This is a genomic window from Algoriphagus yeomjeoni (assembly GCF_003259505.1).
GTDB lineage: Bacteria > Bacteroidota > Bacteroidia > Cytophagales > Cyclobacteriaceae > Algoriphagus > Algoriphagus yeomjeoni.
Genome location: NZ_QLLK01000008.1, coordinates 248,478 through 274,652, shown reverse-complemented (window position 1 = coordinate 274,652; position 26,175 = coordinate 248,478). Strand labels below are relative to the sequence as shown.

Below are 26,175 nucleotides of genomic sequence, written 5' to 3'. Positions count from 1 at the left end.
ACGTTGACTGGTGGAACGGATCAGAACTACACGATTACGCTGGTGAATGGAACGCTGACTATTGGTAAGAAGGAAGTAACAATCACCGCAGACAACAAGTCCAAGACTTACGGTGAAGTAAATCCAACGCTTACCTTCAGTTATGACGGCCTAGTCAATGGCGATACAAAAGTGACGAACGAACCAAGCATCAGCACGACTGCAACTGCAAGTTCGAACGTGGGGACTTACCCAATCACGCTGACTGGTGGAATGGATCAGAATTACACGATTACGATGGTGAATGGAACGCTGACGGTAACCAAGGCAACGCTGAAAATTCAGGCCAATGCACATAGTAAAATCTTTGGTTCAAGCGATCCTGAATTGACATTTATTGCCACAGGATTTAAGGGGACTGATAACATTACCTCGCTGACTGGCAAACTATCTCGGGAAGCAGGAGAACTGGTCGGCTCTTACAAAATAGTTCTAGGCACATTGATTCCAAGTAACAATTACGAGGTTGAGTATTTCTCTGCTCAGTTTGAGATCATCCCAGCTGAATTGATTACGATTTCTGACCATGAATTGATTACCACGCCTTGGTCTGTTAGCCCTTCATTGCCAATAAATTTGAGTGTGGTGACAGCTGACGGACAAGTGGTACAGTTGCCGGTTACATGGGATCAGACTCCGCTTAATATCTTTAAGCGTGGAGCCTACTTCCTGACCGGAAAACTCACCCTACCTAGTGGCATTCTAAATCCAGCTGAATTGATGGCCACGGTAGAGGTGAATGTATTGGCGAAGCCTGCACCTCAGGATGTGATTTTGAGCAATAATGATTTTGATCCTGATCCGGCTAATTACTTCCAGGAGATCGGCAGTTTCACGGTGATTGACCCGATTGACAACGTGCATAGCATTACGCTATTGCCTGGTGCGGGGGATAATGAGCATTTTGAAGTGAAAAGTGGAATTCTGTTCTGGAGCAGTGCAGACGAGGTGTCTGGCAAGACCGAGTTTACGGTAGTGATACAGGTAGCTGACCGCGATGGGAATGTGATTGAGAAACAGTTCACGATCAACCGAGGGCGAACCGACATCATGGAGCTTGAGATATTCAACAGTTTCACGCCAAACGGCGACGGGATCAATGACACCTGGGGTGTACCTGACCTTCGCTACTACATCGGTGTGAGAGTCCAAGTCTTTGACCGCAACTCAGAGCGCATGTTTTACACCGAAGATGCAGATGTCCGATGGGACGGAACCTACAAAGGCAAAGAAATGCCGGTTGGAACCTACTTCTGGGTGGTCGAAGTCATCGAGACGGGTATTATCCGCAGAGGTATCCTCACTATCCTGAAAGATTAAAGTACTAGGGAATTCAATTCTAATTTTAAATCCGAAACGAAATGACACGTTCAAAATATCTACCGCTTACTTTCTGCTTTCTGTTGATGCACGTATTTTCGGTTGCCCAGTCGCGCAAGAACATTTCCCAGTTTTCGCACTTCCAGAGTTACTTCAATCCCGGCTTGACCGGGTATGAAGGCTCTACTGTACGAGGATTTGTGAGAAATCAATGGTCGGGATTTGAAGGCGCACCGCAGACCTTTTTCTTCAGTGCAGAGCTGGACTTTGGGGAGCTTGCGGGAGAAGTGGACCCGGCATTGATGGGGAAAAATGCCATTTCGGTCAACCTGCTTCACGATACCTACGGTGCATTTCGAGACAACGAGCTGATGATCAGCTATGCGAGCAGGGTACGACTGACAGAGAATCACAACCTCAGATTGGGTGTGGGGGTCAACTATCAAACGATCCGACTGGATGGTAATGCGATGACTACCGAAGAACAAAACGACCCTACTATGGGAAAATATTTTGGTTCTTTTTCCAACATGCAGTTTCTGGACGCCAATATAGGAATGGCACTGACCCATCGTAAGTACTATTTTTCCTATGCAATCCATAGGATTAATGGGGGCAAAGCGAGCAGTGGGGACAACTTCATGGATGGCTACCCGGCGGAGCAATTTGTTCAGGTAGGATTCCGTGAGACCGTGACGCCAAATCTGGCAATTATCACGAATGCCTTCTTTCGAAGCCGCAAGGATCTTCCCAATGTATTTGAGATGAATTTCAAAGCTTTGCTGATGGATAAGGTATGGATAGGCGGAGGTCACCGGATAGACTATGCGAGCAACGTGCAGGCTGGTGTTTTAACCCCGAAGTTGCGGATCGGCTACCTGTATGAGTTTCCTATGGGCAGTAGCTACCTGCTGCCAGGAAGTACCCATGAGTTCACGGTGACACTAAACCTGTTCAAATCCAATGTGAAGAGCAAGTTTGAAAAAGATGAGATATTGATCTGGTAAGTGAAAATATAACTTGTTTTCCTTAGTAGGTATTACTATTTCCAGCTTCAATTTCAAATTAAAATTGAAGCCTCAAAAAAGACTTTAAAGTAATGATAAACAGGGGATTAATGTTGGTATGTAAGCTTCGATAGTTAGGTGAAAATGAGGGAAGGTTTTACTGAGTTCGACTTTTTCAAAATAAATAACTTTTCAGGATGAAAAAGTTTGAACTCCCTAAATCAACATATTTGTAAAGTTTATCTATCTGATTAATAGCGAATTGACTTAAAAAAAGAAAGGCACAAATCCTTCAAAATTGGATTTGTGCCGTCAGGTGGAGCTGGCGAGATTCGAACATTGCTTGTAAAGTGTTGGTATTCAGTAGCTTTGAAAATAAATTTTTACCTACTACACGATTTACGCAACGAGTTTTTTAATCTTTTGTCTTTGCCTGATTTTGCCACAGAATATTTTTTCTGAATTGTGCCTACACAACTGCTATTTGAATGAACTTGATTTCGAGTATCTAAATTTAAGAAAATAAAATTGCCTTCAAATAGTGTCTAACGTTTTAGGCTATTTCAAAATTATCTTCCCAGAGACGCTGGCGTGTCATGCCTTTTTTGCGCAGCTGTTTGACTATTCCCGGCAAAAGGGGAAGCAGTACTTCCAGCTTGTCACTTTGATGTAGTGGAGAAGGAGGACCCAGGATCAGTTGGGCCAGCCCCTCATCGGAGAGTTCGTTTACCTCGTCGAAAAGCATCCCGGTTTCCTGAAACCTTCTCAGGTAGGACTTGATGGTGTTGCGGGAAACTCCCGTCAGCTTGCTGAGCTGCTTGCTACCATGAACTTCAAAATGGCCACGTAAAATCTGTCTGATCTTGTTCATAGTTATGGGGCGATTGGCCATTAGAAGTGTGTTGTTGTACACCATTCCAACAGCTCCTAAAAGCCTACCATTCCATCTTAAAAAAATCACCGACCGAGGGGGTCAATTTGCATCACCAAGCCGGGGTCAACTTAAATCGTCAGCAGGGGGTCAACTTCGTCGTTTTTTGCAAATGGTTGATTGAAGCTCACTTGATTCCTTTTTCCATGGTTTTCTTTAACTCTTTAAGTTTCAAATAGTAGTTGAAATAACTAAAATGAACTAATTAGAAAAATCCTTTCAAAGACCAGTTCAAAAGCTATTTCAAAAGGAACTTTGGAAATAAGAGGCTTTCTTAAACTCTTAGCACAAAAAAACTCTGCCATCTTACCGCTATCCCTGGCTTTCCTGACCATAATACAAAAGAAAAATCACACCTGCTATGCCGTAAAAAGTAGCGGCCTGCCTCCATCATTCTTCGGGCTCTTGCAGTCACCAACCTTGCTCAATTTGTAGGAGGCTCGCATAAATGGCTTCGCCTGGGTTTACATGCTTTTACCCACCAACCGCATAAATCAACCCCACTCCAATTGATTATTAAGTATTTGCTTAAATAATAAAACTATTTATATTTATTGCGTTACTTAAACCAAAAGGGAGATATTATGGAAAATAATCAATCGTGTATAAGAGTGTTTGCCGACAAGGTTCAAATAGACAATTGTAGAGAAATTCTTCAAACCAACGAAAAGGCATTCACACAACTGAGTGGACTTTTAGCATTAGCAGGAAACGAAGTAAGGTTGAAAATCTTATTTCTCTTGGAAGAAGAAAACGAACTCTGTCCCTGTGACCTTTCGGATATTTTAGGGATGAGCATTCCCGCTGTTTCACAACACCTTAGAAAACTAAGAGATGGAAACGTCATTGAAGGAAGAAGAGAAGGACAAACCATTTTCTACTCTTTGAAACAAGAGCAACTGACTATACTTAGACCATTCTTTAAACACATCATGAACAACTCAGAAAAGGAAACGGTATGAACAAAAAATCGAACAAACTTGTCGGAGCGGGAGTGCTTTCGGCAGTTGCAGCTTCACTTTGCTGCATTACCCCAGTGTTAGCACTTATTTCAGGAGCATCAGGAGTGGCATCTACATTTTCGTGGATGGAACCAGCAAGACCTTTTCTCATCGGAATTACTGTTTTGGTATTGGGTATTGCCTGGTATCAGAAACTCAAACCAAGAACAGCCGAAGAAATTGAATGTGCTTGCGAAGAAGATGAAAAACCTTCATTTTGGCAATCGAAAGGATTATTAGGTATTGTAACTGTGTTTGCAATCTCAATGCTTGCTTTTCCAAACTATGCGCACATTTTCTATCCTTCAAACGACAATAAGGAAGTCATAATCGTAAATGCTTCGGACATACAAACGGTAACTTTTGAGGTAAAAGGAATGACTTGCAATGGCTGTGCTTCGCACGTAGAAAATGACGTCAACAAATTACCGGGCATTGTTAAAGTAGATGCAAGCTATGAAGAATCAATAGCCAAGGTAGAATTTGACCAATCTAAGGTAAGTTTGGTAAAGATTGAAGAAGCCATCAACGGTACAGGCTATAAAGTGGTAGGAAAGAAATAGATTTTTTTTGCCTCCTGTATTTAAGAACTTAATTAAATAATTACACAATGAAAAAGAATTTGATTGTACTGAGTGCATTGTTTCTGATTGTAATTACTCATGTTAATGCGCAATGTTGCAAACCGACTGACAATGAAGTACAAGAAACAACTACAACCCAACAAGAAGGCAAAACCCTAAAACTGAAAATCACGGGAATGACTTGTGCAGGTTGTTCCAACCATATTTCCAATGCGCTAAAAGAAGTGGACGGCATTATTGAACACAAGGTGGAATACCCAGGGGATTTGGCAACTATCACCTACAACCCTAAAAAGACAACCCCTGATGCAATCATTGAAGTGATTGAAAAGACAGGTTATAAAGCTGAGATTATGAAAGAAGCTCCAAAAAAGAAATCCTAATGAGACAAGAAACTATAAAACTCCACATCACAGGCATGACCTGTGACCATTGTGCCTCTGGCATTGAAAAACTTCTTTCGAAAAACGAGGGGGTAAAAGAAGCCAATGTGAGCTATCCGAAAGCCACATGTGAATGTTCTTTTGACCCTGCTAAAACCAGCAAAGAAGAGATCATCAGCACCATCAACGGAACAAAAAATTATAGGGTAAAAGGTGAACTCCCTGAAAATGGGAATAGTGCAAATAATCAATTTGATTTAATCATTATCGGTGGTGGTTCGGCTGCATTCTCGGCAGCCATAAAGGCAGAGAGTTTGGGTTTAACTACCCTTATGGTAAATGGCGGATTAGACTTTGGCGGTACTTGCGTGAACGTTGGTTGTGTACCTTCCAAAAATCTAATTCGTGCAGCCGAGACGGCTTATCACGCTACCCATTCCAATTTTGATGGTATCAAACCAAAAGGCGTTGACATTGATTTCGCTCAAATCATCAAAGACAAGAAAAAATTGGTAGCCACACTTCAAGAGAAAAAATATATGGACGTAGTGAGCGACTTTCAGAACCTAACCTTACTAAAAGGTTGGGCAAAGTTCAAAGACAATAAAACTATTGAAGTGGATGGAAAGGAGTACAAAGCCATCAAATTTTTAATTGCAACCGGAGCTTCTACTAACATTCCCAATATTGAAGGATTGGACAAAATTGACTACCTGACCAATGTTTCGCTTTTTGATTTAGAAGACAAACCGGAGAGCCTGACTATTATGGGAGCCGGATACATAGGTTTGGAAATCGCCATGGCTTACAACCGCCTGGGTGTGAAAGTCCGCATCATTGAATTTACAGATCGTGTATTGCGAACACAAACACCCGACATCAGCGAAGCATTGGAAACACAAATGCGAAAAGAAGGCATTGAAATCTTACCAAATTTCAGAGCTGTAAAATTTGAAAAAAACGGAACAGATACTATAATCCATTGCAAGTGTCCAGATGGTTCAATTAATAAAATCCTAGAGAAAGGAAAAGTAGTCATTGCCACAGGAGCGAAAGCCAATACAAGCCAATTGGGATTAGAAAACATTGGATTGAAACTCACTCAAAGTGGTCACATTGCGGTGAATGAAAAAATGGAAACCAATCTATCCAACATTTACGCAGCAGGTGACGTAACTAACACCCCTGCCTTTGTCTACACAGCTGCATTTGAAGGTAAAATTGCCGTTGAAAATGCTTTCTCAGGAACGGACAATAAGGCAGATTATTCTTCATTACCTTGGGTGGTATTTACTAACCCTCAAATTGCAGGCGCAGGCGTAGATGAAGTACAAGCAGAAGCCAAAGGCATTCCGTTTGAAGTTTCAAAATTAGAGCTTAAAGACGTGCCGAGAGCCATTGCAGCAAACGACACCAGGGGATTTATTAAACTGATTCGCAATACCGAAACCGATAAAATGATTGGAGCAAGAGTAGTTGCACCCGAAGGCGGAGAATTGATTCAGCAATTAAGTATGGCTATCAAGTACGGCATAACAGTGCAAGACCTGGCGGATAGCTTCTATCCTTACCTGACTTTGGGAGAAGGAATTAAATTAGCAGCGATAACTTTCGGAAAAGACGTAACGAAATTGAGTTGCTGTGCGAGCTAAATCAATATCCTTCGATACGTTCTTTATAAATGCCATTCAAGAATCGAATTGTGTTTCAATTATTTGAATGGTGGCGAAACTGTAACTAACTGCTTTAAATTTTCAATAATCTCTCAAACATAAAGCAAAGTTACAGGCATGCGGATGTGAGTGTTTACAAGGGTTCGCTACGCCAGTTTCAAAAAAATCTCCACACCTACGGGAAGTATTTTTTCTTCACTGCCCTTGCCACAATCACACCGTCCTGTGGTTAGGCACTATGTTTAAGTTATTATTTAGAGTTCGTTTCGGTAACAGGTGGCTATTGGCGGGCGTGCTTCTGGTTGTTCATTCTTCATGGGCATTGTTCGGTGCAATGTAGTCTATTATACTATTCAGCTCTTTTGGTTAGAGTTTAGTTTCTCAAAGCTGCCCTTTTTAGGTGGCTTACTTTGTTCTTTATAATGTCTGCCTTAGAAGAATTCAATTATAATGGTTAATGTTTCAAGGTTTCGTTTTTATTAGAATAAAATTAAACGTATTGATAAAGAGGTTTTTATGCCCTAGATATCAGCTTTGTTTTATTTGAATCTTGTTTATTAAATTTTCGACTATAGATTTGCGTACTATTTGTAATAAGTCTAAATAAAAATGAAATACTGTTTAACAATAGTTGCGATATTATTCTCAATTAGCGCATTCTCCCAATCTGTCTTAACTGGAAAAATAACCGATCAAAAGGATCAGCCACTTATTGGGGTTAGTGTCTATGTCCAATCTTTGCAAAAAGGAGCAGTCTCGGACCATACTGGTAAATTTGAAATAGCAGGATTGGACAAAGGAACGTACAAGGTTTCATTCAGTATGATCGGTTATTTGACAGAAGTAGTGGAAATTTCAGTTGATGGTGAAGGAAAGTTAGAGTGGTTTCAGGTTCTTATGGAAGATCTAGCCAACCTAAATGAAATAGTCGTGTCTGCGAGCAGGCATTCAGAATTTCTTTCGGAAATCCCCGCTTCCGTTACTGTTGTGAATGAAAAACAGTTGGAAGACCTGAGTCAATCTACAAGTAATATCAGTGAAATTCTGGAATTTACGGTTCCAGGTTTGGGTGTTTCCACAGGTACTTTTTCCAACTGGGGGCAAACATTGAGAGGTCGTTCCCTATTGGTAATGGTCGACGGGATTCCCCAATCTTCACCTTTGAGAAATGGGCAACTCGGAATCAAATCTGTCAGTCCTTTGGATATTAGCAGAGTAGAAGTGATCAAAGGAGCTACTTCAATTTTTGGTAACGGAGGAAACGGAGGGTTTATCAACTACATTACCAAAAGACCGAATGCTTCAAGAAAAATCGAAGGCACCACAAGTCTGTGGGGCACGTCCAATTTAGCTAAAACCAAGGATGCATTGGGATATGGGGTTTACCAATCCCTAAAAGGGAAATTGGATAAATTCAGCTATTTAGTAAGTGGTAGTTTTGAACAAACTGGAAATAAATACGATGCAAATGGTGATGTGATCCTGCCAACTTATGGATTGGATAATACCAAAATCGTAACCGGATTAGCCAAAATTGACTATCAGCTATCAGATAAACAGTCAATTACTTTGGGAGGGAATATTTATAATTCACGTCAGGACACTCCTTTTATACCTGGTCCAGCGAGTTTTGAGGTACAGGAGAATGGTGATTATACCTTTACTCCAGGATACGGAGTCGAGGGATCCATTGAAGGAGAGGAACCAACTGGCTCAAAATTGATCAATGGACAGTTAACGTATAACTATTACTCGATTTTTAGAGGTTCCACCGATTTTGCCACCGATCTATATTATCAGAACACCAAAAATGTGTTCTTTTATTCAGACAAATTCGAGAATGGAGGGCAATCTGTGATTAATGCAGAAAAATTCGGTATCAGACCAAATTTCACCTCCAATTTCCCAACCAAAGGCTCCACAAACATTACTTTGATTTATGGTATAGATTTATTGAATGACAAAACGAACCAAGGTCTTCTCGATGGTAGATTATGGGTTCCCAATATTGATATGTTCAGTTGGGCTCCGTATTTGCAATCTACCGTCAAGTTTGACCAAAATTGGGTGCTTAAAGTTGGGATGAGGTATGATGATATGCGATTGAATATTGATGATTATAATACCCTTCCATATTCTGCCCTTAGCGACGGTAATTTTACTCCTTCAGTAGCAGTCGAAGGAGGTGTCATTGGGTTTAATAACCTATCATTTAACGCAGGGCTTAGATTTATTAAGCATCAGGAATTTATTCCATATGTTAGTTATTCTCAGGGTTTCTCTATCTCTGATTTAGGCTCTGTTTTGAGATCTGCTACGGCATCTAATATCAACGATATTCAGCTCGAGCCGGCCGTGACTGAGAATTTTGAATTTGGGTTTACTTCCATGTTCAATAATTTCAAACTGGAGGCAGTGGGATATTATAGTACGTCAAATTTGGGTACCGGGGTAGTATTTGACGAATCCATTAATTCCTTTGTTCCCTCAAAACAGCCACAGAATATCTATGGGGCTGAAGTTGCATTGGACTATAGAGCTTTTGATAGTAAACTACTATTGGGAGTGAGCTATTCTTATGTTGAAGGGGTCAACAAAAGTACTGACAGTGGAAGCACCTTAACCTACCTTGGCGGTGATGTCATTAATGCTCCCAAATTGACAGCCTATGTTACCTACAACCCAAGTGATAAAATCAGTACCTCACTTCGGATGACCTCTTTGGGAGATAGAGATCGATTTGATCCATATCTGGATGGAGCCGGAAATTATACCTATAGACATACCCAGTTTCCAGTAGAAGGATATACTCTTGTAAATTGGTCTGCTAACTATCAAATGCTAGAAAATCTAGGCCTTTCTTTGGCTATCAATAATTTGTTGAATGAGTTTTATTTGCCAGCCAGATCACAATGGGCAGCTCCTTTAAAGACTTTTTCTGGAACAGGGGAAGGGATCAATGCGAAGTTAAGCCTGCAATACAATTTCTAAACAGAAATTGATAAACAACAAGTATGTTTTAATTCAACCCAGAGCCTATTAAGCTTTGGGTTTTGTTATTAAGAAATCAGATTGACACGCTTCCAGAAATTCAATAGAAAACTCCATCTCTGGTTAGGAATAACTTGCGGATTGATTGCATCATTCTCGGGTTTAACAGGTTCCATGTATGTATGGCAGCCCGAAATTTCCGCATTTTTAAATTCTGATTTATTGGAAATCCAGCAAAAGGAGGAATTTGATGAGAGTTGGCTGTTGAATACGATGAAGTCCCTGATTGAAGAAAGGGGAGGGGAAATCAGTCAAATCCATTTGCCTTATAGAGAGCAGCAAACTATTTCAATCGATTATAAAGATGGAAAAACGGAGTATTTTCATCCTTATTCGGGTACGTATCTCGGTGAAAAATCGAATTCAATTAAATTTTTCGAAAAATTATTGATTTACCACAGGACCTTGGGAAAAGCCGATTATGGTAAATATATCATCGGTACCAGCGCCTTGATTTTTGTGTTCCTCCTTTTAATGTCTGGATTGAAAATTTGGTGGGATATCTATGGAAAGAAGGTGTCAAGTGGATTTAAACTGAAATGGAATTCGCCAAAAAGACTTTTTAATTATAATTTGCATAAAGTCCTGGGAATTTTCTTCTTCCTTCCATTAGGTTTTATGGCTTTCTCAGGTGCATATTTTACCTTCAATTCTTCTTACAAAGAAGTCATGCAGGTTTTTGATTTGCCTAAAAAAGTGAATCAAATTTACGTAGATCATAGCCTACCGACTTATCATTCAATTGGTGAATACTTAACTCATTATGATGAAACTTACTTCATTCGAGCCATATATTTTCCTGTGGATGGAAATGGGAAATATAAAATAAGATTGATAGAGCGTCGGGAAATTCAAACAGGACTAAGAAAAACCAAGGAAATGGAGTTGCATCAAGATGGAAGCGTCCTTACACTATCAGATTTTCCTAATGATCCCTTAAGCTTACAAATGGCCGGTCAATTCTACCCCATCCATATTGGTGAAATCGGAGGGATAGTTGGTCGTTTTTTAGTGTTTATATCAGGATTTATCCCTTTAGTTTTGCTGGTTTCTGGTTGGAAAATTCATAATTCAAAAAAATAGAGGATGGATATATTCCCTAATAAAAGGATAGAAGTTTGCTTACCCAAATAACATGTTACTCTAATATAGATTCAAATTTGCGATCAAATAATCCTTTTGTCATCATTCAATTTGCCTCTATTTCTCTGAAGTTTATACTGAATAATTTGATTCCAGCGAAAAGGTGAAATTTCAATTTGTTAAATAAATTTGAAACTGTACCCATGGAAATTAATAAGCTGTTGAAAGAATTTCTAGTAAAACCAGTGTCTTAATTATTAATGAATATTAGATTTTTTATCTAGTAAGTAATCCGCTCAACCTAAACTTTGTTCCTACGGAGATGGATTAATTTTTTTTATAAAATATAGTTTCGAATGGAAGGTTATTGTCTCTTGGAGTTTTGGAGAATGTTGTTTTAGTTTTCCTTTAAGCACTTCAATCTCACTCCACTCCCCAATCTTGGATGATAGGAAGGATTATATTCTACCAACCCTCGATCTTTTAATTCGGAGATACATTTATGATAGGTAACAATACTTTTTACTCCAGATAGTTTCATGATTTTGCGTCTGGAGATCTGAAAAGGATTGCAGCGTTTCTGCTCTTTCCAGAGTTGTAGCATGGCTAAAAAAACGGATACCCGCGTTGGTTTGATATCCCTTTCTTTTACGATTCTATCCACGTAATATTCCATTTGGAGAACTTTCATAACTGGTTACTTTTATTGTTTGAATAAAGATTTCAACTCTTCGGATTTGTAGTAATAGAGACCTGAAATTTTTACTGGGTGAACCACCCCTCGAATTCTTAAATTCTGTAAAGCTGCGTCGGAAATACTGAGTATCTTTTTTACTTCCTTGCTTCTTAACCATTCCTTTTCATCTGGTTTTGATTCAGCTGGCTTTTCCAGGAGTTTTTTGAGATCCGCAATCAATTGAAGTCGGAGAGTCTCCAAATCTTTTTTAGTGATGGAGTCCATAAGCTGAGAGTTGAAATTTTATTGAGATAGGCTTCGGTTTTTTAGAGTTCTTTGGCAAGTGCTACCTTACTTTGGCTCATTCTGTTGAACGTAGGCAGGTAGCATATGTATCCATACTCATCGAGTTGCCGGATGATTTTGAAGTAAGTGGCTGTGCTGGATATCTTTGCCGCTTTCATAAGCTTTTTCCTTTGAATAGGAAAGGGTTCAATACCTCCATATTCTTCCCGTACATGAAGCAGCACGGAGAAAACCCCGATATGGGAAAGGCATATTCTGGGATCTTTCTCAATCCCTGCCATAAATTCCTCCAATGCTTTTTTCATCTGAATTTGTTTTTTAACTGGTCAGATGGAATCTCGCATGCTAAGTAATACTTCTAATGTATTGCGTTCTCTGTCATGCTCGATTTCATCTGCTCCATTTTGGGTGAATCAACCTGCTACTCTTGCACTCTTCCTTTTTCGAGTCTTCTTCGTGGGACTCTCATCCGATTCTTCCTTGACTTCCTGTTTTTGGGATTTGCTCTGTGATTCACTTTTGCCTTCCCGCTGAGTTTCTGAGGTGCGTACCTGATTGGAATCGTAGGTATTCACATTTTTGAACTGCGGGTTTGCTTCTACAAAGCGCTTTTGTTCGCCTTCACTGCCAGTAAAAGTCACCGATTGTCGGTTTCCCTTTCTTAAGGAATCCATCAGCTTGCTTTGGTCTTCAGGATAACCAAGTTCTTTTATCGGGTGCTTTTCCAATGCCTTTTGCAGATCAAAGCCGTAATTCTCATGGAACTGCTTTAGTTTAAAGTTTCCTTGATTATCCGTTTCCTTAAAGTCCAGTTGGACCCAGGCATTATACTTTTCCTGTTCCTTGTTTACCAGATCTTTGTTTACTGCACGTCCGTCCAACAGATTGTATCCTTCCTTCAATGTGATGTTGTTGTCCTTGCCGATGTAAAAGGTCTGATTGATCGCCGGTTCATCCTGTCCGGATTTGGTCAGACTCAGATCGTACTTGTTAAAGAAATACATATCAGTCATTTCTGACTTTCGAAAATGCAGGTTTGAATTGACGGTATCCCCTCCAAAATTTGCTTGATGATTTAGCGTGAAATTGGATTCTCCCTTGCTGATCTTTTCTTTTAATTGAGGCTCCAAAGCTTCGCCGAATCCGGTGTACTTAACCTGGTTTTTGAGGTAATCGAAATTTTGCTCGTTCATGATCTATGTTGTTTGTGGTTAACTGATAAAGATTTATTGATTGGTTTTTCTGTAGGTAAGGAATCTTACTCTACCACAGCTGCCTGGATAATGTGGTTGTTTTTGACTTTTATTTTCAAATGTCTTCCGCCTTGTTGTTCCATTAATTCAATTCCTAAATGCTTTTGGTCTGGAATGGTAAACTTGGGAAGTGCGACTACTATAGTCTGGGTTGATTGGGCAGGAATTTGTGCTGTATTGCCAAGAATCTGAATGGGGATTTGCTCCAGTTCCTGTACTGCTGTTCGTTTGTCTTTTCTGTTGTCCCGGATAAAAAAGCGGAACTGTTCCACATCGTAGGTAATATTGGTTTGGTTCTCCAGCCTGATCTGAAAATAGAGTAGGTCTTCTTCGATGTAGATACCGGTCAGACTTAGCCCGGTCATGTATTTACGTTGTCTGATCGGCTTAATTTGCCTGTTTTTTACAGCTACTTTTTGAGCTGTTTCTAAAACGGCCACTTCATTGGATGTCCCCTTTGGGAACTCAGCTGCAGGTTTTTTGGAACCTGGAATTACAGTCAAATTGAGCTGTTGGGGATTTGCTGAATAACTTACTTTAAATGAGTAAAACTTACCGTCCGATGTGATCACAGTTAGGTTGCTATTGTTCATTTCGCTTGTTTCAGCCTTCACCTGAAGGATGTTTTCAACGGAATTTGCACGTTGAACCATGATTTCTCGATTACCTCGGTCCACACTTTTGATGGCCTGCGGGAAAATCAGGTTGGTAGTGAGCTGCTCGCTGATCTGTAAGGAAACAGAAGGGATTGCTTGCGTAGTAAAGGATGAATTTGATTGGGCTTTTACTCTATTGCCAACCAGAGAAGTTATTCCCACAAGCACTAGTGTGACGGTCCATTTTGTGAGTTGATCGCTTTTCATAGTATTGGATTTAGAAGTTAGCGTTGGTTTTTTCATCACTGAGCCAGATCTGATAACCTGCTTTGAGCGTAAACTGAATCAGTTTGGTCTTTTTGCTTAAGAAGGTTTTTGCCGTTTCGATTCCCGCACTTGCAGCCTGAGCTTCCAGTGAGGTATCGAATGTGCTGATCCCAAATCCCTGAATTGCCCGATCACTAGCTTGTGCAGTCACTTCTCTTGATAGTGATCCTGGGATGTAAATTCCTTCCATTCCATCTGCATCATGAACTGTCAAAGCCACGGGTAGAATCTGGTCATGTACCCGAATGTGATGGATTTCAATTTTTAGACGTTCTCCGTTGAGTGAAGCGGTGCCATATACCAGCTGATCTTTGGGAATAGTTAATCCATTGATACTTGCTGCCTCAGTCAACCGAAGTTTCACTGTAGCTCCTGATGTCAGTGTTTGTGTTTCATGGATTACAGCTTTAATGGAGTTTGACTGCTCGTTTATATCGTCTGGACTTTCTAAGCTAAAGAAGCCATTTCTCCCTGCCGTTTCTATTTCTCCTACAGTAGCTGCCTCAGTAGGGTCTAAACTGGAAATATGTTGAGTATTAGAAATTGGGTTTACACTAAATACCTGGTTTTGCTGCTGGATCTGGTTGGAGCGTATTCTGGCTTGTACACGTTCAGGATGCTGTATGTCCAGAATCTGTTCGAGTAACTGGCTCATTTGCTGCATTTCAGGATCTGTGCTTGCATTTCCTGCCTGCATCTGCTGCATCATGTGATCTAGCCGATCTAAGTCTGCGCTTAGTGTTGGATCACCGGCAGTTTGAGTGAGTTGGTTTGTCTCAACTTTTTTATCGAGGACTTTAGCAATCGGCTTTTCCATAAGCGTTTGATTAAGTGCTTCCAGTTTTTCCATAATCAACCGTTCATTCGGGTCCTGAAATTCAGCCATAGGAACACTTCCCAACCTGCCATTTTCCAAGGATTGGGAATCAGTTAGTTGATCTTCAATACCGGTGCTTTTTTCCGGTTTATAAGCCATGCGATAGTACGGGTCATTCTTTACTGCCTGTAGAAATCTAGCAGAGTCTGTTTGGGACTTTTTATAATGCCCTAGCTTGTCAAGTACTTGGGTTTTATTATCTGCAATACCTGGCAGCTCCATGTTGATTCCACTTTGCTGGCTTTGCATAGGATCAGTTGCTATCCCGTTTCCACCGCCGAGAGCCCAGAATGTAAAAGTCAAAAAGGGTACTGTGAGCAGGGGTAGCATTAGAAGAAATTTTCGTTTCTGCTGTTGTTTTTGGGTTGTTGTGTTAGTCATGGTTTATATTGTTTTGAAGTGTTAGGGTTTGAAGTGAGACTGTCGGGATCGGAATTTGAATTTCCCAAATCAGGAAAGTAGGGGAGGTTGGTTGTTGGTAATGGTTCTTTTGGAGGAGAAAAGGAGGAGCTTTTAAAAACAAGCAGGTAGGCACATCCACTTAATGAAATGAGGAGAAAGAGAATTAAGTATAGGTATTTAGCTCTTTGACTGAGTTTCTCAGTTCTGTGGTGGAGCAGTTCCGCGAATTTTTGGGCTTGGAGTTGCCCAAATTCTTGGACTGCTTCGATGGGATTGGGATGTGTTTGAGGGGTATTCATGCTTAGCGGTTTTGAATATGTGTATCTGTATTTTCCAATGTCTTCCAGCCTTCGATCAGGAAACCATGAGGATTATTATCACTGCGGGACACCTCGCGCAGGTAACCTTCAGTTACTAGTTTTCGGGTAACGATGGAGCCTGTCCGGGTCAACTGTTGGGTACCATAATACCGGAAGTAAGACGGGGTTTGCTGCAGATCAATGGATACACTGTCCATGTTGATTTCCTGACTGATATTCCCTGCAATGATATTTGAGTAGTAATTGCTTTCCGTCAGGTTATCGTATTGACGTTTTGCAGAAGCATCTGCCAGATAGAGTGCTTTGGCTGTATTGGCGATGATGACTTTTTCATCAGGATCGAGTGTGAAGAAATACCGATGAAAGGCGGATATATGATCTTTTGCCTCGACTAGAATATTATCCCTGCGGTCTGTTGCAAAAGCTTCCAAAGCCTTTCCATTGGCCAGGATGTAGACTTTTTGCTGAAGCGATGCGGTCAATTGCTGACTCTTGTAGAGGGTGAAACCTGAAAAGAGGAGACAACCGAGGATTATCGTAAGTGTGAATAACCGGATTTGTCGAAAGGCGGTGTCTATGTTTTTTGGTTTGCTGAACATGGGTAGTAAGATTAAGAGTTGCCTTTAAGTTTGCTGGATTGATAATCACTGCCATCCTTGAAATAACCGGCAGCCGTACCACGTGAAGCCATGGACTGGTTCATGCTTCCTGCCTTATCCCCATAGGAATCAGCAGACATACTTGATCCTCGTGTTGTAGCTATTTTGGCGGCGGAGCTGGCCATGGAAACAGTGCTGAATGCAGCTTGAGTGAAAAAGCTGGATGCTTTATGCGGAAGTGCTCCACCTGAAGCAGCATGGACAATGTAGTTGGCTACTGAGGGTACTGAGAAATAGCCTATGATACCGATCACCAAAAAGATCAGGTATCCTGTATCTGTGGCAGAGAAGAAGGTGTCCCCGGTGCTTTCGATTTGTCCTATGTCCAGCACGAGCATTTTTTCCTGTACGGTGCTGATGATGGCACCGAAGATATTGGCCACGGGTAGCCAGAGGTAGATATTAATATAGCGGGCAAGCCAGACCGTAAGAGTATGCTGGAATCCATCATAGACAGATAGACCGAAAACCAAGGGACCCAGAATGGATAGAACAACCAGCTGAAAGGTTCTCAGGGTATTGATGCAAAGCGCGGCAGCTTCAAATAGCAATTGCAATATTTCAGCAAGGGCTTGTTTAATCCAATGTTTAAAATTGAAGCTCCATTTTGCATTTGAGAAAAGTTCGTTGTTCCATAAAGATTCTAAAAAACTTTCCTCCGGAGCAGTAGCTTCCTCAGGCAAACCCTGAGTGTATTTCAACCATTTTTCATAATCCCCCTCCCTGTAATTACTTCGGTACATTTGGCCTTTAATAGTCCCTTTAACGACTTCTTCTTTATGCTTCAGAAGGTTTTCAATAGCTTGGTTGGAATTGTCCATCATCGAGGCTGTAGCGTTGACAGTTGGATTCATCACTCCATTGATCAGGGAAAGAACAGATGGGAATAGCAGGATACAAAAGCCGATGGCAAATGGCCGGAACAAGGGATAGAAGTCTATGGGCTCAGCATTTGCTATGGATCGCCAGACTCTGGAGGCGATATACCATAAAGCTCCAAAGGCAGCAATTCCCTGAGCCACGCTGATCAATTGACTGCATAATGGCATCATCTCAGAGTAAAGGTCTTCCAACACGCCATGGAGTCCTCTATCATAGCCCACCTGGGCCTGAGTAGTCAGTGGTAGAAGGATGGAGAATAAAATGATAGCTATGGATTTAGGAATTACTTTCATGGCGATGGTTGAGCTTAGTTGCCTATTTATTGATAGAGGTTTTTGATTCCATTTACTTCCTGATTTGCCTTGATTCGGCTAATTGCCAGAACCTGGTTCTCCTGATTGAATGCAATTAGAAAAATCAGCTGGTCTTGCATGTGGGTATGGATCTGATCAATGGCTGCCAAGCGTTCCTCATCTGACATCCTAAGTCTATTTGCAGTTAAGACTAAGGTTAGTTCGTCGAGCTGTTGCAGACTTTTTTTGAAGAGATTGTTATACACTGAAGAGAGGTAAGAAATTTCCCTGCTCGTGAACTGACCGGAGTTTTTAAGTTTCGTAAAGGCCGATTTGTAATCCTTCACCAACTTGATTTGAAAACGGATAATTTCTGCGACTTTGTAATAGTTTTTTACCGTTGGATTTACTTGTAGCAAGCCATCCAGGAAGGCTTCATGGATTGTGAAATTTCCTGACGCGATATTTGAAATCTGTGAATAGCCAGAGCTCAGTGTGGTGTATCCTTTTTCCAGATCGCTGAGTATTTGCTTGAGCTGGCTCAGTTTGGTGACATTGAGTAATAACTGAGCTATTTCGTCTGCCTGTGCTGATGCTGGCTGAAGGTTTATCGTGAAAATGAGCGGGAAAAGCAGTATCAGTAATTTTTTCATGGTTGAGTAGGTTAGAGTTGATCAAGGGTATGAAAGTTTCTTGCTTGGCTAATCCCGTTTAGTTCCTGTTCTCTAAGGCTGGATAATTGAATGGCTTCCTGCCCAAACCGCATTGTATAGGAATAGATGATTTGCGTGTACAGGAGGAGTTGTTCCAGTCTGATGATGCGCTCTGAATCAGACAGGCTGAGTTCACCGTTTTGCAAAAGTGCTTGTAGCTCAGTGAGCAGTTGCCCAGTTTCTTTTTGTATGTTTAAAAAGACATGGCTGACCACATTTTCTTCGGAAATATTGAGCTGATTGAGTGAGTTAAGTTGCTTTTGGTATTGTCTTGACACCCGTTGAATAGTTGAAGCTAACCCTATTATGTGCTGGGTGTCTGGATGTTTTTTTACTTTAGAACTTACCTTCGAAAAAGATTGGAAATGGTCCTTATGCTGATCAAAGTCTCCATTTGTGATGGTACTGACCAAGCTGAGCCCTTGTTGGCTAACCTCATAACCTTCTTTAAGTACAGTACGGTAGGATTGTAATGCAATAATCTGCTCAGCCAGATACTTCTTGTTGGTCTGCTTTTGTTGAAACCATTCCTGGAAGTTCTGTGCTGATACTGGCAATGCCGCAGCGATGAGGTAAAGGAAAATAAGTAGCTTTTTCATAGGAATAGGGATTTAGGGTTTGATTCCGTAGAGTAACTGTATGTGTGAAATCTCTGTGTTGCTTCTCGCCCGTTGTAGACTCAGCTGTCCGTTGCTGCGGTTAAATGAGAGCAAGTCCTGGTAGTTTTGGTCAACCTGTAGAGCAGTCTCATTCAGTAGGGTCAGTCTTTCCCCATCACTCATTTGAAGTGTAAATGATTTGATAAGGATTGACAGTTGATCCAGGTTTTCTACCGTAGCTTCCAGAATTCCGGCATATACCTGCCCCATGTACTCTTTTTCCTGGATGGTGAAATGATCATCCTGCTGGATTACTGCCCAGACTTTTTTGTATTCAGTGACAATCAGTGTTTGTTTTTGGGCGATGTCACGCACCCGATGGTAGCTGGAAATCGCTGATTTGACCTGTTGGAGCTCGTCGAAATATTTTTCGTAGAGTTCGCGTTGCTTTTCTGTCCAGCTGGAGATCTCATCCAACTTGAGTTTGGACATGGTGTTTTCCAATACTTTTTGGGCATTCTGTAGCCAGATCACTTTATTTTGCTGCCTCTGGATTTGAAGATCTACTGCAACGATGACTTTCTTGACAGCAGCCTTAATTATCTCTACAATAGGAATTGTTGCTGCCGCCTGAGTCCGGGTTGGCGGAAGGATAAATGCTACACAAAGTACCGTGAGCAGGACTGTACGGCTGATGTTTTTATGGGAGCTAATCATGGCTGTGTTTTTAGTGTTGGACTTGTTCTACTGTAAGTGCTGCTATTCCTTTTTGTATGGAGCCGTATCGATGGGCATAATCCATTACCTTGATTTTCTCGGTTTCTTCAGTCGTATAGGCGAGGTACTCTTCTTTGGATACCTCGGTACGATACACTTTGGAGAGCATTCCTCCCAGACTGATGAATACCTCCTTGTAGATGCGATTGGGATCATTGGCCTTGTTGACTGAAAGTACCATTGCCCGTTCCTTGTCAGTTAAGCCCAAGAGTTCCTGTATCTGATCAAATTTGTTCTGGTACTTGGACTGATCCAGTAGGATCTTGCAGTCACTGTTGTTGATGATGGCTTGCTTAACCACAGGGGAGCTGATGATATCCTCGACTTCCTGGGTGACTACAATGGCTTCCCCGAAGAACTTTCGGACTGTTTTAAATAAGTATTTGATGTATTCAGCCATGCCTTCCTTGGCAATGGCTTTCCAGGCTTCCTCAATGAGAATCAGTTTTCGGATGCCTTTGAGCTTGCGCATTTTGTTGATGAAGACTTCCATGATGATGATGGTCACAACTGGGAAAAGGATGGGATGGTCTTTAATATTGTCCAGTTCAAAGACGATAAAACGCTCCTGAAGCAAGTCCAGGTTCTCGGTGGCGTTTAAGAGGTAATCGAATTCTCCCCCTTTGTAATAGGGGCGAAGAACATAAAGGAAATTGCTGATGTCAAAATCCTTCTCCTTGACTTTATCGATTTGAAGAAGAGGCAGAAAGTCTGACTTCACGTACTCGTAAAAGCTGTTGAAACTCGCAAACAGGGATGAATCGGAAGCAAGTTTTTCGTAGTAGCCTTTTAGCGCATTGGAAAGGGCGACATATTCGCTTCGGGTGAAGGTTTCGTTGTCTTTTTTCCAGAGTGCAAGCAGCAGCGTCTTGATGCTTTCTTTTTTTTCGGTATCCAGCTGGTCATCTTCAGCAATGTAAAAGGGATTGAATTGGATGGGGTTTTTCTCATCATAAGTGAAGTAATAACCTCCGACCAGATCACAGAGTCCTTTGTAGGAATGCCCCACATCCACAAGGACTACATGTGTTCCCTGCTCGTAATAGCTGCGGATCATGTGATTGGTGAAAAAGGATTTGCCGCTACCACTTGGACCAAGGATGAATTTGTTTCTGTTGGTGCAGATGCCTCTTTTTACAGGTTCATCGGATAGATCCACATGAACTGGTTTTCCGGTGAGCCGGTCTCCCAATCGAATTCCAAATGGACTGAGCGAATTGCGATAGCCAGTTTCCAGATTTAGGAAACAACTGGCTTGCTCCACAAAGGTGTCAAAGCTATCATTCATCGGAAAGTCGGCACTATTACCGGGGATTCCTGCCCAGAAGATCTGGGCAGCTCCGACGGTTTCTTCCCTTGCAGTAGCCTCCATCTGGGAGAGGGCAGCGCCAATCTGCTTTTTGATTTCAGGAATCTTTAGTGGGTCTTCTGTCCAGGTTAGGATATTGAAGTGGGCTTTTACAGGTATTCTTTGTTCACTGATCGCCTCATTCAAATAGTCATTGGTAGCATCCCTTGCAATGGTATTTTCCCTGCTGTAATTGGCAAGTGACTGGAGACGGAGCCGTTTGGATTCCAGTCTTTTAAGAGTTTGCTGTACATCTTCAATAAAGATGTACTGGTTGTAGATGTGGTTGCAGGGTAAGAGTTGCCCCAGCGCTGAGGCAAAGCCAACGCTGAATTTGGTAGTGTCCGTACTGTATTTGTCGTAGTTGATTCTGCTTCCACAAAGTGCAGGCAAATCGCTGGAATCGAAAAGGGTGAATAAACGGCAATGTTTGTTACCAATGCTTAGGCTTGGTTTGAAGTTGATGTCTGAAAGCCAGGTTGGTTCCTTGGATTCCGAGAGACTACAGTATTTTTCCAGTATTCCCTTTTGGGTGCGAGTGCTGTAAATGTCGAGTTCTTTTAGTCGCTTTATATGCACAAATCCACTGTCGGTCAGGATGCGTTCGAACTGTCCGCAGGTATCCAGAAAGTTGGGAAGGGTATCAGCAAGAATCAATTCCTCAGGTACAATATGGGAGCGGAGTAGGGTGGAAAACAGGCTGCTTGAAACCTTCCTGCTTTTAGGGCTTAACGTTAAGTATAGGTAACAGCTATGATCTAAATAGGGACGTTCGTGAAAGAAGCGTTCACTGCTTCTATGCAGAAAGCTTTCTTCGGATTCCGTGAAATTAGCTTGATGGCGGCTGTCTATAAACCAATCCTGTTTGTGTAGAATACTGTGCTTGGGAAGTGATTTGATAGCCTTGATCCACACCTGATGAAAGGCTTCGTATTCCTGATTACTTAAGGTAAAGATCTCAGGAAGTTCTGCCTGGAAAGCGACCGTGATATCCCCTTGTTTGGAAAGGATACAGTCTTGCTCTATACTCAGGATAGGAAAATGGGTTTCAAGTAGTCTTTCCATGGATTGGTTTTATTTTCTCTTTGGGAATGAGGGGTTTTGTGGGTTTGATTGGAGTGGGAGAGCTATTTTTTGGTTTTGGGTTTCCGATAGATTCCTCTTGATTTGATGCGGATGGCATGTGGGATCTGACGGTGGGCAAGCTTTTTCATCATGCCGTGTTCCCCATATTTATGGCTGAGTTGATAGACCTTGACGACTAAAACTGATCCTGAGATTGCGATAATGATCAGACAGATAAAAGGATTTGCCCCAAGAATAAAGAGGATGGCGAAGCTGACAAGTAGTGCCAGCACACCGGCACCTAGGTACCAGATGTACTGGGCTTTTAATCCTTTGAATTCGATGGACTTATTGATGCCTTTATTGATTTTGTATATGCTAGTTCCCATGGGTGTGTAAGTTTTGATTATACCCCGAAGAAGGATTTGATGACTGTGGCGACTACCACGAGAAACACGCAGCTTCCAAACCAGGCAGCTGCCACTTTTCCGGTGTCCGGGTCGCCTGCATTCCATTTTTGGTAAACTTTAACTGCGCCGATCAATCCCAGAATAGCGCCGATGGCATACATCAGACTGGTGCCTGCATCAAAGTAGCTTCGCACCTGTCGGTTGGCTTCGTTGATTCCTGCAAGACCATCCTGGGCTTTTGCAGTCAGTGTAGAAAAAACTAGCAGTAGGGCAGACAAGCCTGCTCTTGACTTGGATGAGGTAAGGAGTTGCTGGTTCTTTTTCATATTTGCTTTATTTAGTGGTTGTTGTGATGCTGTAAAGTTTTGGGAGGGTTATGCTTGATTGGAATTAAGGAGAATGAGCAGCCCAAGCTTCTTCGAGTTCTGTTTCGCTGAAGGAAATCCTGCACTGCTTTTCAGCGTTTTCTAAAATGAAATTGATAACGGCAACCCGGTAGGCGGGCTCCCGAAGCCCGGTGTGGTTTGACAGCGCCTGGATCAGCTGCAATAGCAATGTTTCCTTGCTTGTCCTATTTTGCCCCGCCTTCCCGAGGATGCCGCTTAATTCCGCAACTGTTGCTTCCAACTCTTCAAAATGATCAGTAGGCTTTCCATCAGTCCTCCTGTGGTCCTGCTCCTCTTCCTGCTGACGGTTCTGACTGATCTTATTTATCCTGCCGGAAAGCAGGTTGCGAAATTCTTGTGGATAGTGTGCTACCAGTATGGTTATATAGTAAGCCGCTATGCCTACTGCCAAGGTGCAGAAGTATGTGTTCCAGGTAATTGCTTCCAACATAGTGTGACTGTTTTGAGTCAGCGTCCTTGTTTTGTCTCGCTGACAGAAGCAAATGTGGGTATGGTAAATTCCTGGTTTTTACACCGATGTGGTAGCTACCAAAAAAAATAATGAAAGTATTTGGATTGGGGAATGTGTAATTACTGACACCTTAACTAATTGCTAGGTATATATCTAGATGGTTAATTGGGATTTATTCTAGGGAATTTGATGGCAAAAAAAAATGAGAGTTTTGGCCTCTGAATTCCTCACCAAGTTAGTCCTCTGGGCTCTGGGCGACCGAAAGCTTCCGGCATAAAGCCGCTTGCTGCGCTGCGCTTTTTATTCCTTTGCCTTCCGGTCTTTGTCGCCCACGGCCTGATGAAGCTTCATAATTCATTGTTCCACAAAAACGAAAAAGATTATGGAGACCCAAGAAAGAAAAATTGATTTGTTTGAAGTAGCTGAGATCAAACTGAGCTATAGCGCAAAAGTAAAAGCTTCACTTCGTCCAAGAGTAGAAAGCTCAAGGCAGGTGTATGAGGTTTTTGCCAAAGCCTGGGATCAGGACAGGATAGAGTTTGTTGAGGATTTTAAAGTGATGCTGCTGTCCAGGGCAAACCGGGTTCTTGGTATCGTAACTATCAGTTCTGGAGGAACAGCAGGAACTATTGTAGATGTAAAACTAGTCTATGCAGCAGCTATCAAATCAAATTCCAGTTCTGTTATCTTGGCTCATAATCATCCGAGCGGAAATCTACTTCCCTCAGAACAGGATAAAAGATTAACCCAGCGGATTAAGCAAGCCGGTGTTATTCTGGATATTCCAGTGCTGGATCATGTGATTATGACTACTGAAGGATACTATTCCTTTGCAGATGAAGGGGAGCTTTAGGCTTCCTTTTTTATTTTTCTGAATTCAACTCCGTTTTTCATTTTCGATCAGTACGTATGTTTTTATTCAAAGTCATTTTTGCTTTTAGATACGATAAAAATGTGATTGTGATTTCAATAAGTTGACCTATTTCAAAGCAGTAAGTCATATAGAGCAAGTTTTTCAAATGCAATTTTGAGGGTTCTTTAGTGTAATGGTTCTTTAGGGGTATTGTGTGAGCCTACAGTAAAACTTTAATTTTTTCTATTCCTTCTTCAGCCAATTTAGCCAGAACCGTTCACACGAGGCAAGAGACTTCGGCATAAATCCCATGCTTTCGCCCCTGCTGGTTTATTCCGATTCCTCTTGCACTTAGTGCCCGGCTCAGGCGGGTGCAGCTTCATAAGTATTTGTCAAACCAAAACACAAAAGCTATGAAGACTGAAGCAAAAAGATCAGTAAGTGAGACTTCTATAAGAAGGAAGAGCCGGGAACCCTATTCAAGTAAGGCTGTAAACTCAAGACAGGCAAAAGGATCATCGGATATTTATCAGAAATTTACCGATCTGATTATCGAGAAACTCCAACAGGGTGTGATTCCCTGGAAGCAACCTTGGCATGAGATGGGATTGCCTTCCAATTACCTCACCAAGAAACCTTATAAAGGGATTAACCTCTGGCTGTTATTATCCTGTGGACATCAGTATCCGTATTACCTGACTTTCAAACAAGCCAATTCATTGGGAGGTAAAATAAAGAAAGGTGCAAAGGCTCTTCCCATCTGCTACTGGAACTTTGTCTTCAGGGACAAAATGACAGGGAAGACGATTCCCGAGAGCAAACTGGACTTCTATGATCTCAAACAGGTGGGTAGATCCGGATTTCTCAGAGAATTCAAGGTCTTTCCCATAGAACAGATAGAGGGGATCGATTGGGAGTTTCCAGAGGCATCACTTAAAGCCCAGTTACTGGAAAATGAGGCCTGCCAGAAAATTTATGCAGAAATGGTAAGGCCTCCCGAGTTGATTCATCAAGGTTCCATGGCATATTACAGAACTGATCTTGATCAAATTACCATGCCGGAAAGGAAATTGTTTCCATCGAGCGAAGCCTATTTTGGAGTGCTTTACCATGAGCTTTGCCACGCGACAGGGCATTCTTCGAGACTTAATAGGACAGAAATCACAAACCCACATTCATTTTCTGATTCCGGGTATGCAAGAGAAGAACTTTTGGCGGAAATGGGTGCAGGTTACCTAAATAACTACACAGGGATATTGGATGAAAATCTGCTGGAAAACTCAGCAGCGTATATCCAAAGCTGGTTAAAGGAACTTCGGAACGACAAACATCTACTAATAGACGCAGCCAGCAAAGCGCAGAAAGCAGTCGATTATATTCTCAATGAGTGTCCATTCTAGAGAAAGGGGAGCTATCCCCTTTTTTTGTCATGACTGGATACGGAAAAGGGTTTGGTCTATAAAAGATCCAAATTTAAAACTGAAGCTATTGAGCAGTAGATGGATCTTTCGAGGTGTAAAAGATGAAAACATATGCTACCAATGGCCACGTGACTTACTGAATTGAAAAATTCAATGTGGCCGTGTAAGCGCAAGAGTTAGTGAAGAATTACCGGTGTTTGTCTTTTCAGAAGTACCCAGAAATGTTTTTTTTAATCGGTTGGAATTGTTTAGTGGTGGAAACTTATGATGGTTTTCTTAAGGAAGGACTTAGGAGTTCAAGCTGGGATGATCTATCTATATTGGAAAATATTCTTATTTTGAACCTTTATAACTGAAAATATTTAACATTTTCAGTTAAAAGCGCTCTTATATTGGAAAAAACTTGCAAGGATAATTTTCCTTATAATAGAAAATATTTATCTATTAGTTACTTATAATAGAAAATAT

27 protein-coding genes are annotated in these 26,175 nt (G+C 41.5%); 10 read left to right on the top strand and 17 right to left on the bottom strand.

Annotated features, from left to right (window positions below):
* Together LV83_RS14980 and LV83_RS14975 are read left to right on the top strand one after the other, a co-directional pair.
* Nucleotides 1-1,359 (top strand): MBG domain-containing protein (locus LV83_RS14980; RefSeq protein WP_158530595.1); only part of this gene is annotated, 1,359 nt, incomplete at its 5' end.
* Nucleotides 1,360-1,400: 41 nt separating this feature from the next.
* Nucleotides 1,401-2,366: a PorP/SprF family type IX secretion system membrane protein gene (locus tag LV83_RS14975; protein ID WP_111612357.1), complete on the top strand. Its 966-nt coding sequence runs from the start codon at nt 1,401-1,403 to the stop codon at nt 2,364-2,366.
* A 553-nt stretch (nt 2,367-2,919) separates the two neighbouring features.
* Here the strand turns inward: LV83_RS14975 and LV83_RS14970 are convergent.
* Nucleotides 2,920-3,237, bottom strand: a complete 318-nt coding sequence (locus LV83_RS14970) for a hypothetical protein (RefSeq protein ID WP_245947067.1) — start codon at nt 3,235-3,237, stop codon at nt 2,920-2,922.
* 644 nt (nt 3,238-3,881) lie between these two features.
* Here LV83_RS14970 and LV83_RS14965 point away from each other — a divergent pair.
* The 6 genes from LV83_RS14965 (at nt 3,882) to LV83_RS14940 (ending at nt 11,072) form a co-directional block, all read left to right on the top strand.
* Nucleotides 3,882-4,259, top strand: coding sequence for an ArsR/SmtB family transcription factor (locus LV83_RS14965; protein WP_111612356.1), 378 nt, complete (start codon nt 3,882-3,884; stop codon nt 4,257-4,259).
* Nucleotides 4,256-4,861, top strand: coding sequence for a mercuric transport protein MerTP (merTP, locus tag LV83_RS14960; protein ID WP_111612355.1), 606 nt, complete (start codon nt 4,256-4,258; stop codon nt 4,859-4,861). The genes LV83_RS14965 and merTP overlap by 4 nt, the downstream gene beginning before the upstream one ends.
* A gap of 47 nt (nt 4,862-4,908) precedes the next feature.
* Nucleotides 4,909-5,265 carry a heavy-metal-associated domain-containing protein gene (locus LV83_RS14955; protein ID WP_111612354.1) on the top strand — a complete coding sequence of 119 codons (357 nt, stop codon included), beginning with the start codon at nt 4,909-4,911 and terminating at the stop codon, nt 5,263-5,265.
* Nucleotides 5,265-6,917 carry a mercury(II) reductase gene (gene merA, locus LV83_RS14950; RefSeq protein ID WP_111612353.1) on the top strand — a complete coding sequence of 551 codons (1,653 nt, stop codon included), beginning with the start codon at nt 5,265-5,267 and terminating at the stop codon, nt 6,915-6,917. The genes LV83_RS14955 and merA overlap by 1 nt, the downstream gene beginning before the upstream one ends.
* A 630-nt stretch (nt 6,918-7,547) precedes the next feature.
* Entirely contained in the window at nt 7,548-9,929 is a 2,382-nt protein-coding gene (locus LV83_RS14945) for a TonB-dependent receptor (protein WP_111612352.1), read from the top strand.
* A gap of 81 nt (nt 9,930-10,010) precedes the next feature.
* Nucleotides 10,011-11,072, top strand: a complete 1,062-nt coding sequence (locus tag LV83_RS14940; RefSeq protein WP_111612351.1) for a PepSY-associated TM helix domain-containing protein — start codon at nt 10,011-10,013, stop codon at nt 11,070-11,072.
* A gap of 397 nt (nt 11,073-11,469) precedes the next feature.
* On the opposite strand, the gene LV83_RS14935 is transcribed toward LV83_RS14940, so the two are convergent.
* The 16 genes from LV83_RS14935 to LV83_RS14860 form a co-directional block, all read right to left on the bottom strand.
* Nucleotides 11,470-11,763 carry a hypothetical protein gene (locus LV83_RS14935; protein WP_111612350.1) on the bottom strand — a complete coding sequence of 98 codons (294 nt, stop codon included), beginning with the start codon at nt 11,761-11,763 and terminating at the stop codon, nt 11,470-11,472.
* 12 nt (nt 11,764-11,775) lie between these two features.
* Nucleotides 11,776-12,033 (bottom strand): helix-turn-helix domain-containing protein, encoded by a 258-nt coding sequence (locus LV83_RS14930; RefSeq protein WP_111612349.1) that lies wholly within the window; start codon nt 12,031-12,033, stop codon nt 11,776-11,778.
* 41 nt (nt 12,034-12,074) lie between these two features.
* A complete protein-coding gene (locus LV83_RS14925) occupies nt 12,075-12,359 on the bottom strand; it encodes a hypothetical protein (RefSeq protein WP_111612348.1) in 285 nt (94 codons plus the stop codon).
* A 108-nt stretch (nt 12,360-12,467) separates the two neighbouring features.
* Nucleotides 12,468-13,247 carry a hypothetical protein gene (locus LV83_RS14920; RefSeq protein WP_111612347.1) on the bottom strand — a complete coding sequence of 260 codons (780 nt, stop codon included), beginning with the start codon at nt 13,245-13,247 and terminating at the stop codon, nt 12,468-12,470.
* A gap of 65 nt (nt 13,248-13,312) precedes the next feature.
* On the bottom strand, nt 13,313-14,170 hold the full coding sequence (gene traN / locus LV83_RS14915) for a conjugative transposon protein TraN (protein WP_158530593.1): 858 nt from the start codon (nt 14,168-14,170) through the stop codon (nt 13,313-13,315).
* 10 nt (nt 14,171-14,180) lie between these two features.
* Nucleotides 14,181-15,488 carry a conjugative transposon protein TraM gene (gene traM / locus LV83_RS14910; protein ID WP_111612345.1) on the bottom strand — a complete coding sequence of 436 codons (1,308 nt, stop codon included), beginning with the start codon at nt 15,486-15,488 and terminating at the stop codon, nt 14,181-14,183.
* Nucleotides 15,485-15,808, bottom strand: a complete 324-nt coding sequence (locus LV83_RS14905; RefSeq protein ID WP_111612344.1) for a hypothetical protein — start codon at nt 15,806-15,808, stop codon at nt 15,485-15,487. The genes traM and LV83_RS14905 overlap by 4 nt, the downstream gene beginning before the upstream one ends.
* 2 nt (nt 15,809-15,810) lie before the next feature.
* The gene (traK, locus tag LV83_RS14900; protein WP_111612343.1) at nt 15,811-16,428 is read right to left on the bottom strand and encodes a conjugative transposon protein TraK; all 618 of its coding nucleotides are present in this window, start codon (nt 16,426-16,428) and stop codon (nt 15,811-15,813) included.
* Nucleotides 16,429-16,439: 11 nt separating this feature from the next.
* Nucleotides 16,440-17,663 (bottom strand): conjugative transposon protein TraJ, encoded by a 1,224-nt coding sequence (gene traJ / locus LV83_RS14895; RefSeq protein ID WP_111612342.1) that lies wholly within the window; start codon nt 17,661-17,663, stop codon nt 16,440-16,442.
* A gap of 26 nt (nt 17,664-17,689) precedes the next feature.
* The gene (locus LV83_RS14890; RefSeq protein WP_111612341.1) at nt 17,690-18,316 is read right to left on the bottom strand and encodes a TerB family tellurite resistance protein; all 627 of its coding nucleotides are present in this window, start codon (nt 18,314-18,316) and stop codon (nt 17,690-17,692) included.
* Between the two features lie 11 nt (nt 18,317-18,327).
* Nucleotides 18,328-18,975 (bottom strand): hypothetical protein, encoded by a 648-nt coding sequence (locus LV83_RS14885; RefSeq protein WP_111612340.1) that lies wholly within the window; start codon nt 18,973-18,975, stop codon nt 18,328-18,330.
* A gap of 12 nt (nt 18,976-18,987) precedes the next feature.
* Complete coding sequence (locus LV83_RS14880) at nt 18,988-19,692, bottom strand: conjugal transfer protein TraI (protein ID WP_111612339.1); 705 nt, start codon at nt 19,690-19,692, stop codon at nt 18,988-18,990.
* A 10-nt stretch (nt 19,693-19,702) separates the two neighbouring features.
* Nucleotides 19,703-22,165, bottom strand: a complete 2,463-nt coding sequence (locus LV83_RS14875; protein WP_111612338.1) for a TraG family conjugative transposon ATPase — start codon at nt 22,163-22,165, stop codon at nt 19,703-19,705.
* A gap of 62 nt (nt 22,166-22,227) precedes the next feature.
* Nucleotides 22,228-22,554, bottom strand: coding sequence for a DUF4133 domain-containing protein (locus LV83_RS14870; RefSeq protein WP_111612337.1), 327 nt, complete (start codon nt 22,552-22,554; stop codon nt 22,228-22,230).
* 17 nt (nt 22,555-22,571) lie between these two features.
* Nucleotides 22,572-22,901: a DUF4134 domain-containing protein gene (locus LV83_RS14865; RefSeq protein WP_111612336.1), complete on the bottom strand. Its 330-nt coding sequence runs from the start codon at nt 22,899-22,901 to the stop codon at nt 22,572-22,574.
* A gap of 64 nt (nt 22,902-22,965) precedes the next feature.
* Nucleotides 22,966-23,412, bottom strand: a complete 447-nt coding sequence (locus LV83_RS14860; RefSeq protein WP_146613731.1) for a hypothetical protein — start codon at nt 23,410-23,412, stop codon at nt 22,966-22,968.
* Nucleotides 23,413-23,815: 403 nt separating this feature from the next.
* Here LV83_RS14860 and LV83_RS14855 point away from each other — a divergent pair, with 403 nt between their 5' ends.
* Together LV83_RS14855 and LV83_RS14850 are read left to right on the top strand one after the other, a co-directional pair.
* The gene (locus tag LV83_RS14855; protein ID WP_111612334.1) at nt 23,816-24,286 is read left to right on the top strand and encodes a JAB domain-containing protein; all 471 of its coding nucleotides are present in this window, start codon (nt 23,816-23,818) and stop codon (nt 24,284-24,286) included.
* 413 nt (nt 24,287-24,699) lie between these two features.
* The gene (locus LV83_RS14850) at nt 24,700-25,686 is read left to right on the top strand and encodes an ArdC family protein (protein ID WP_111612333.1); all 987 of its coding nucleotides are present in this window, start codon (nt 24,700-24,702) and stop codon (nt 25,684-25,686) included.
* Nucleotides 25,687-26,175: the final 489 nt, after the last annotated feature.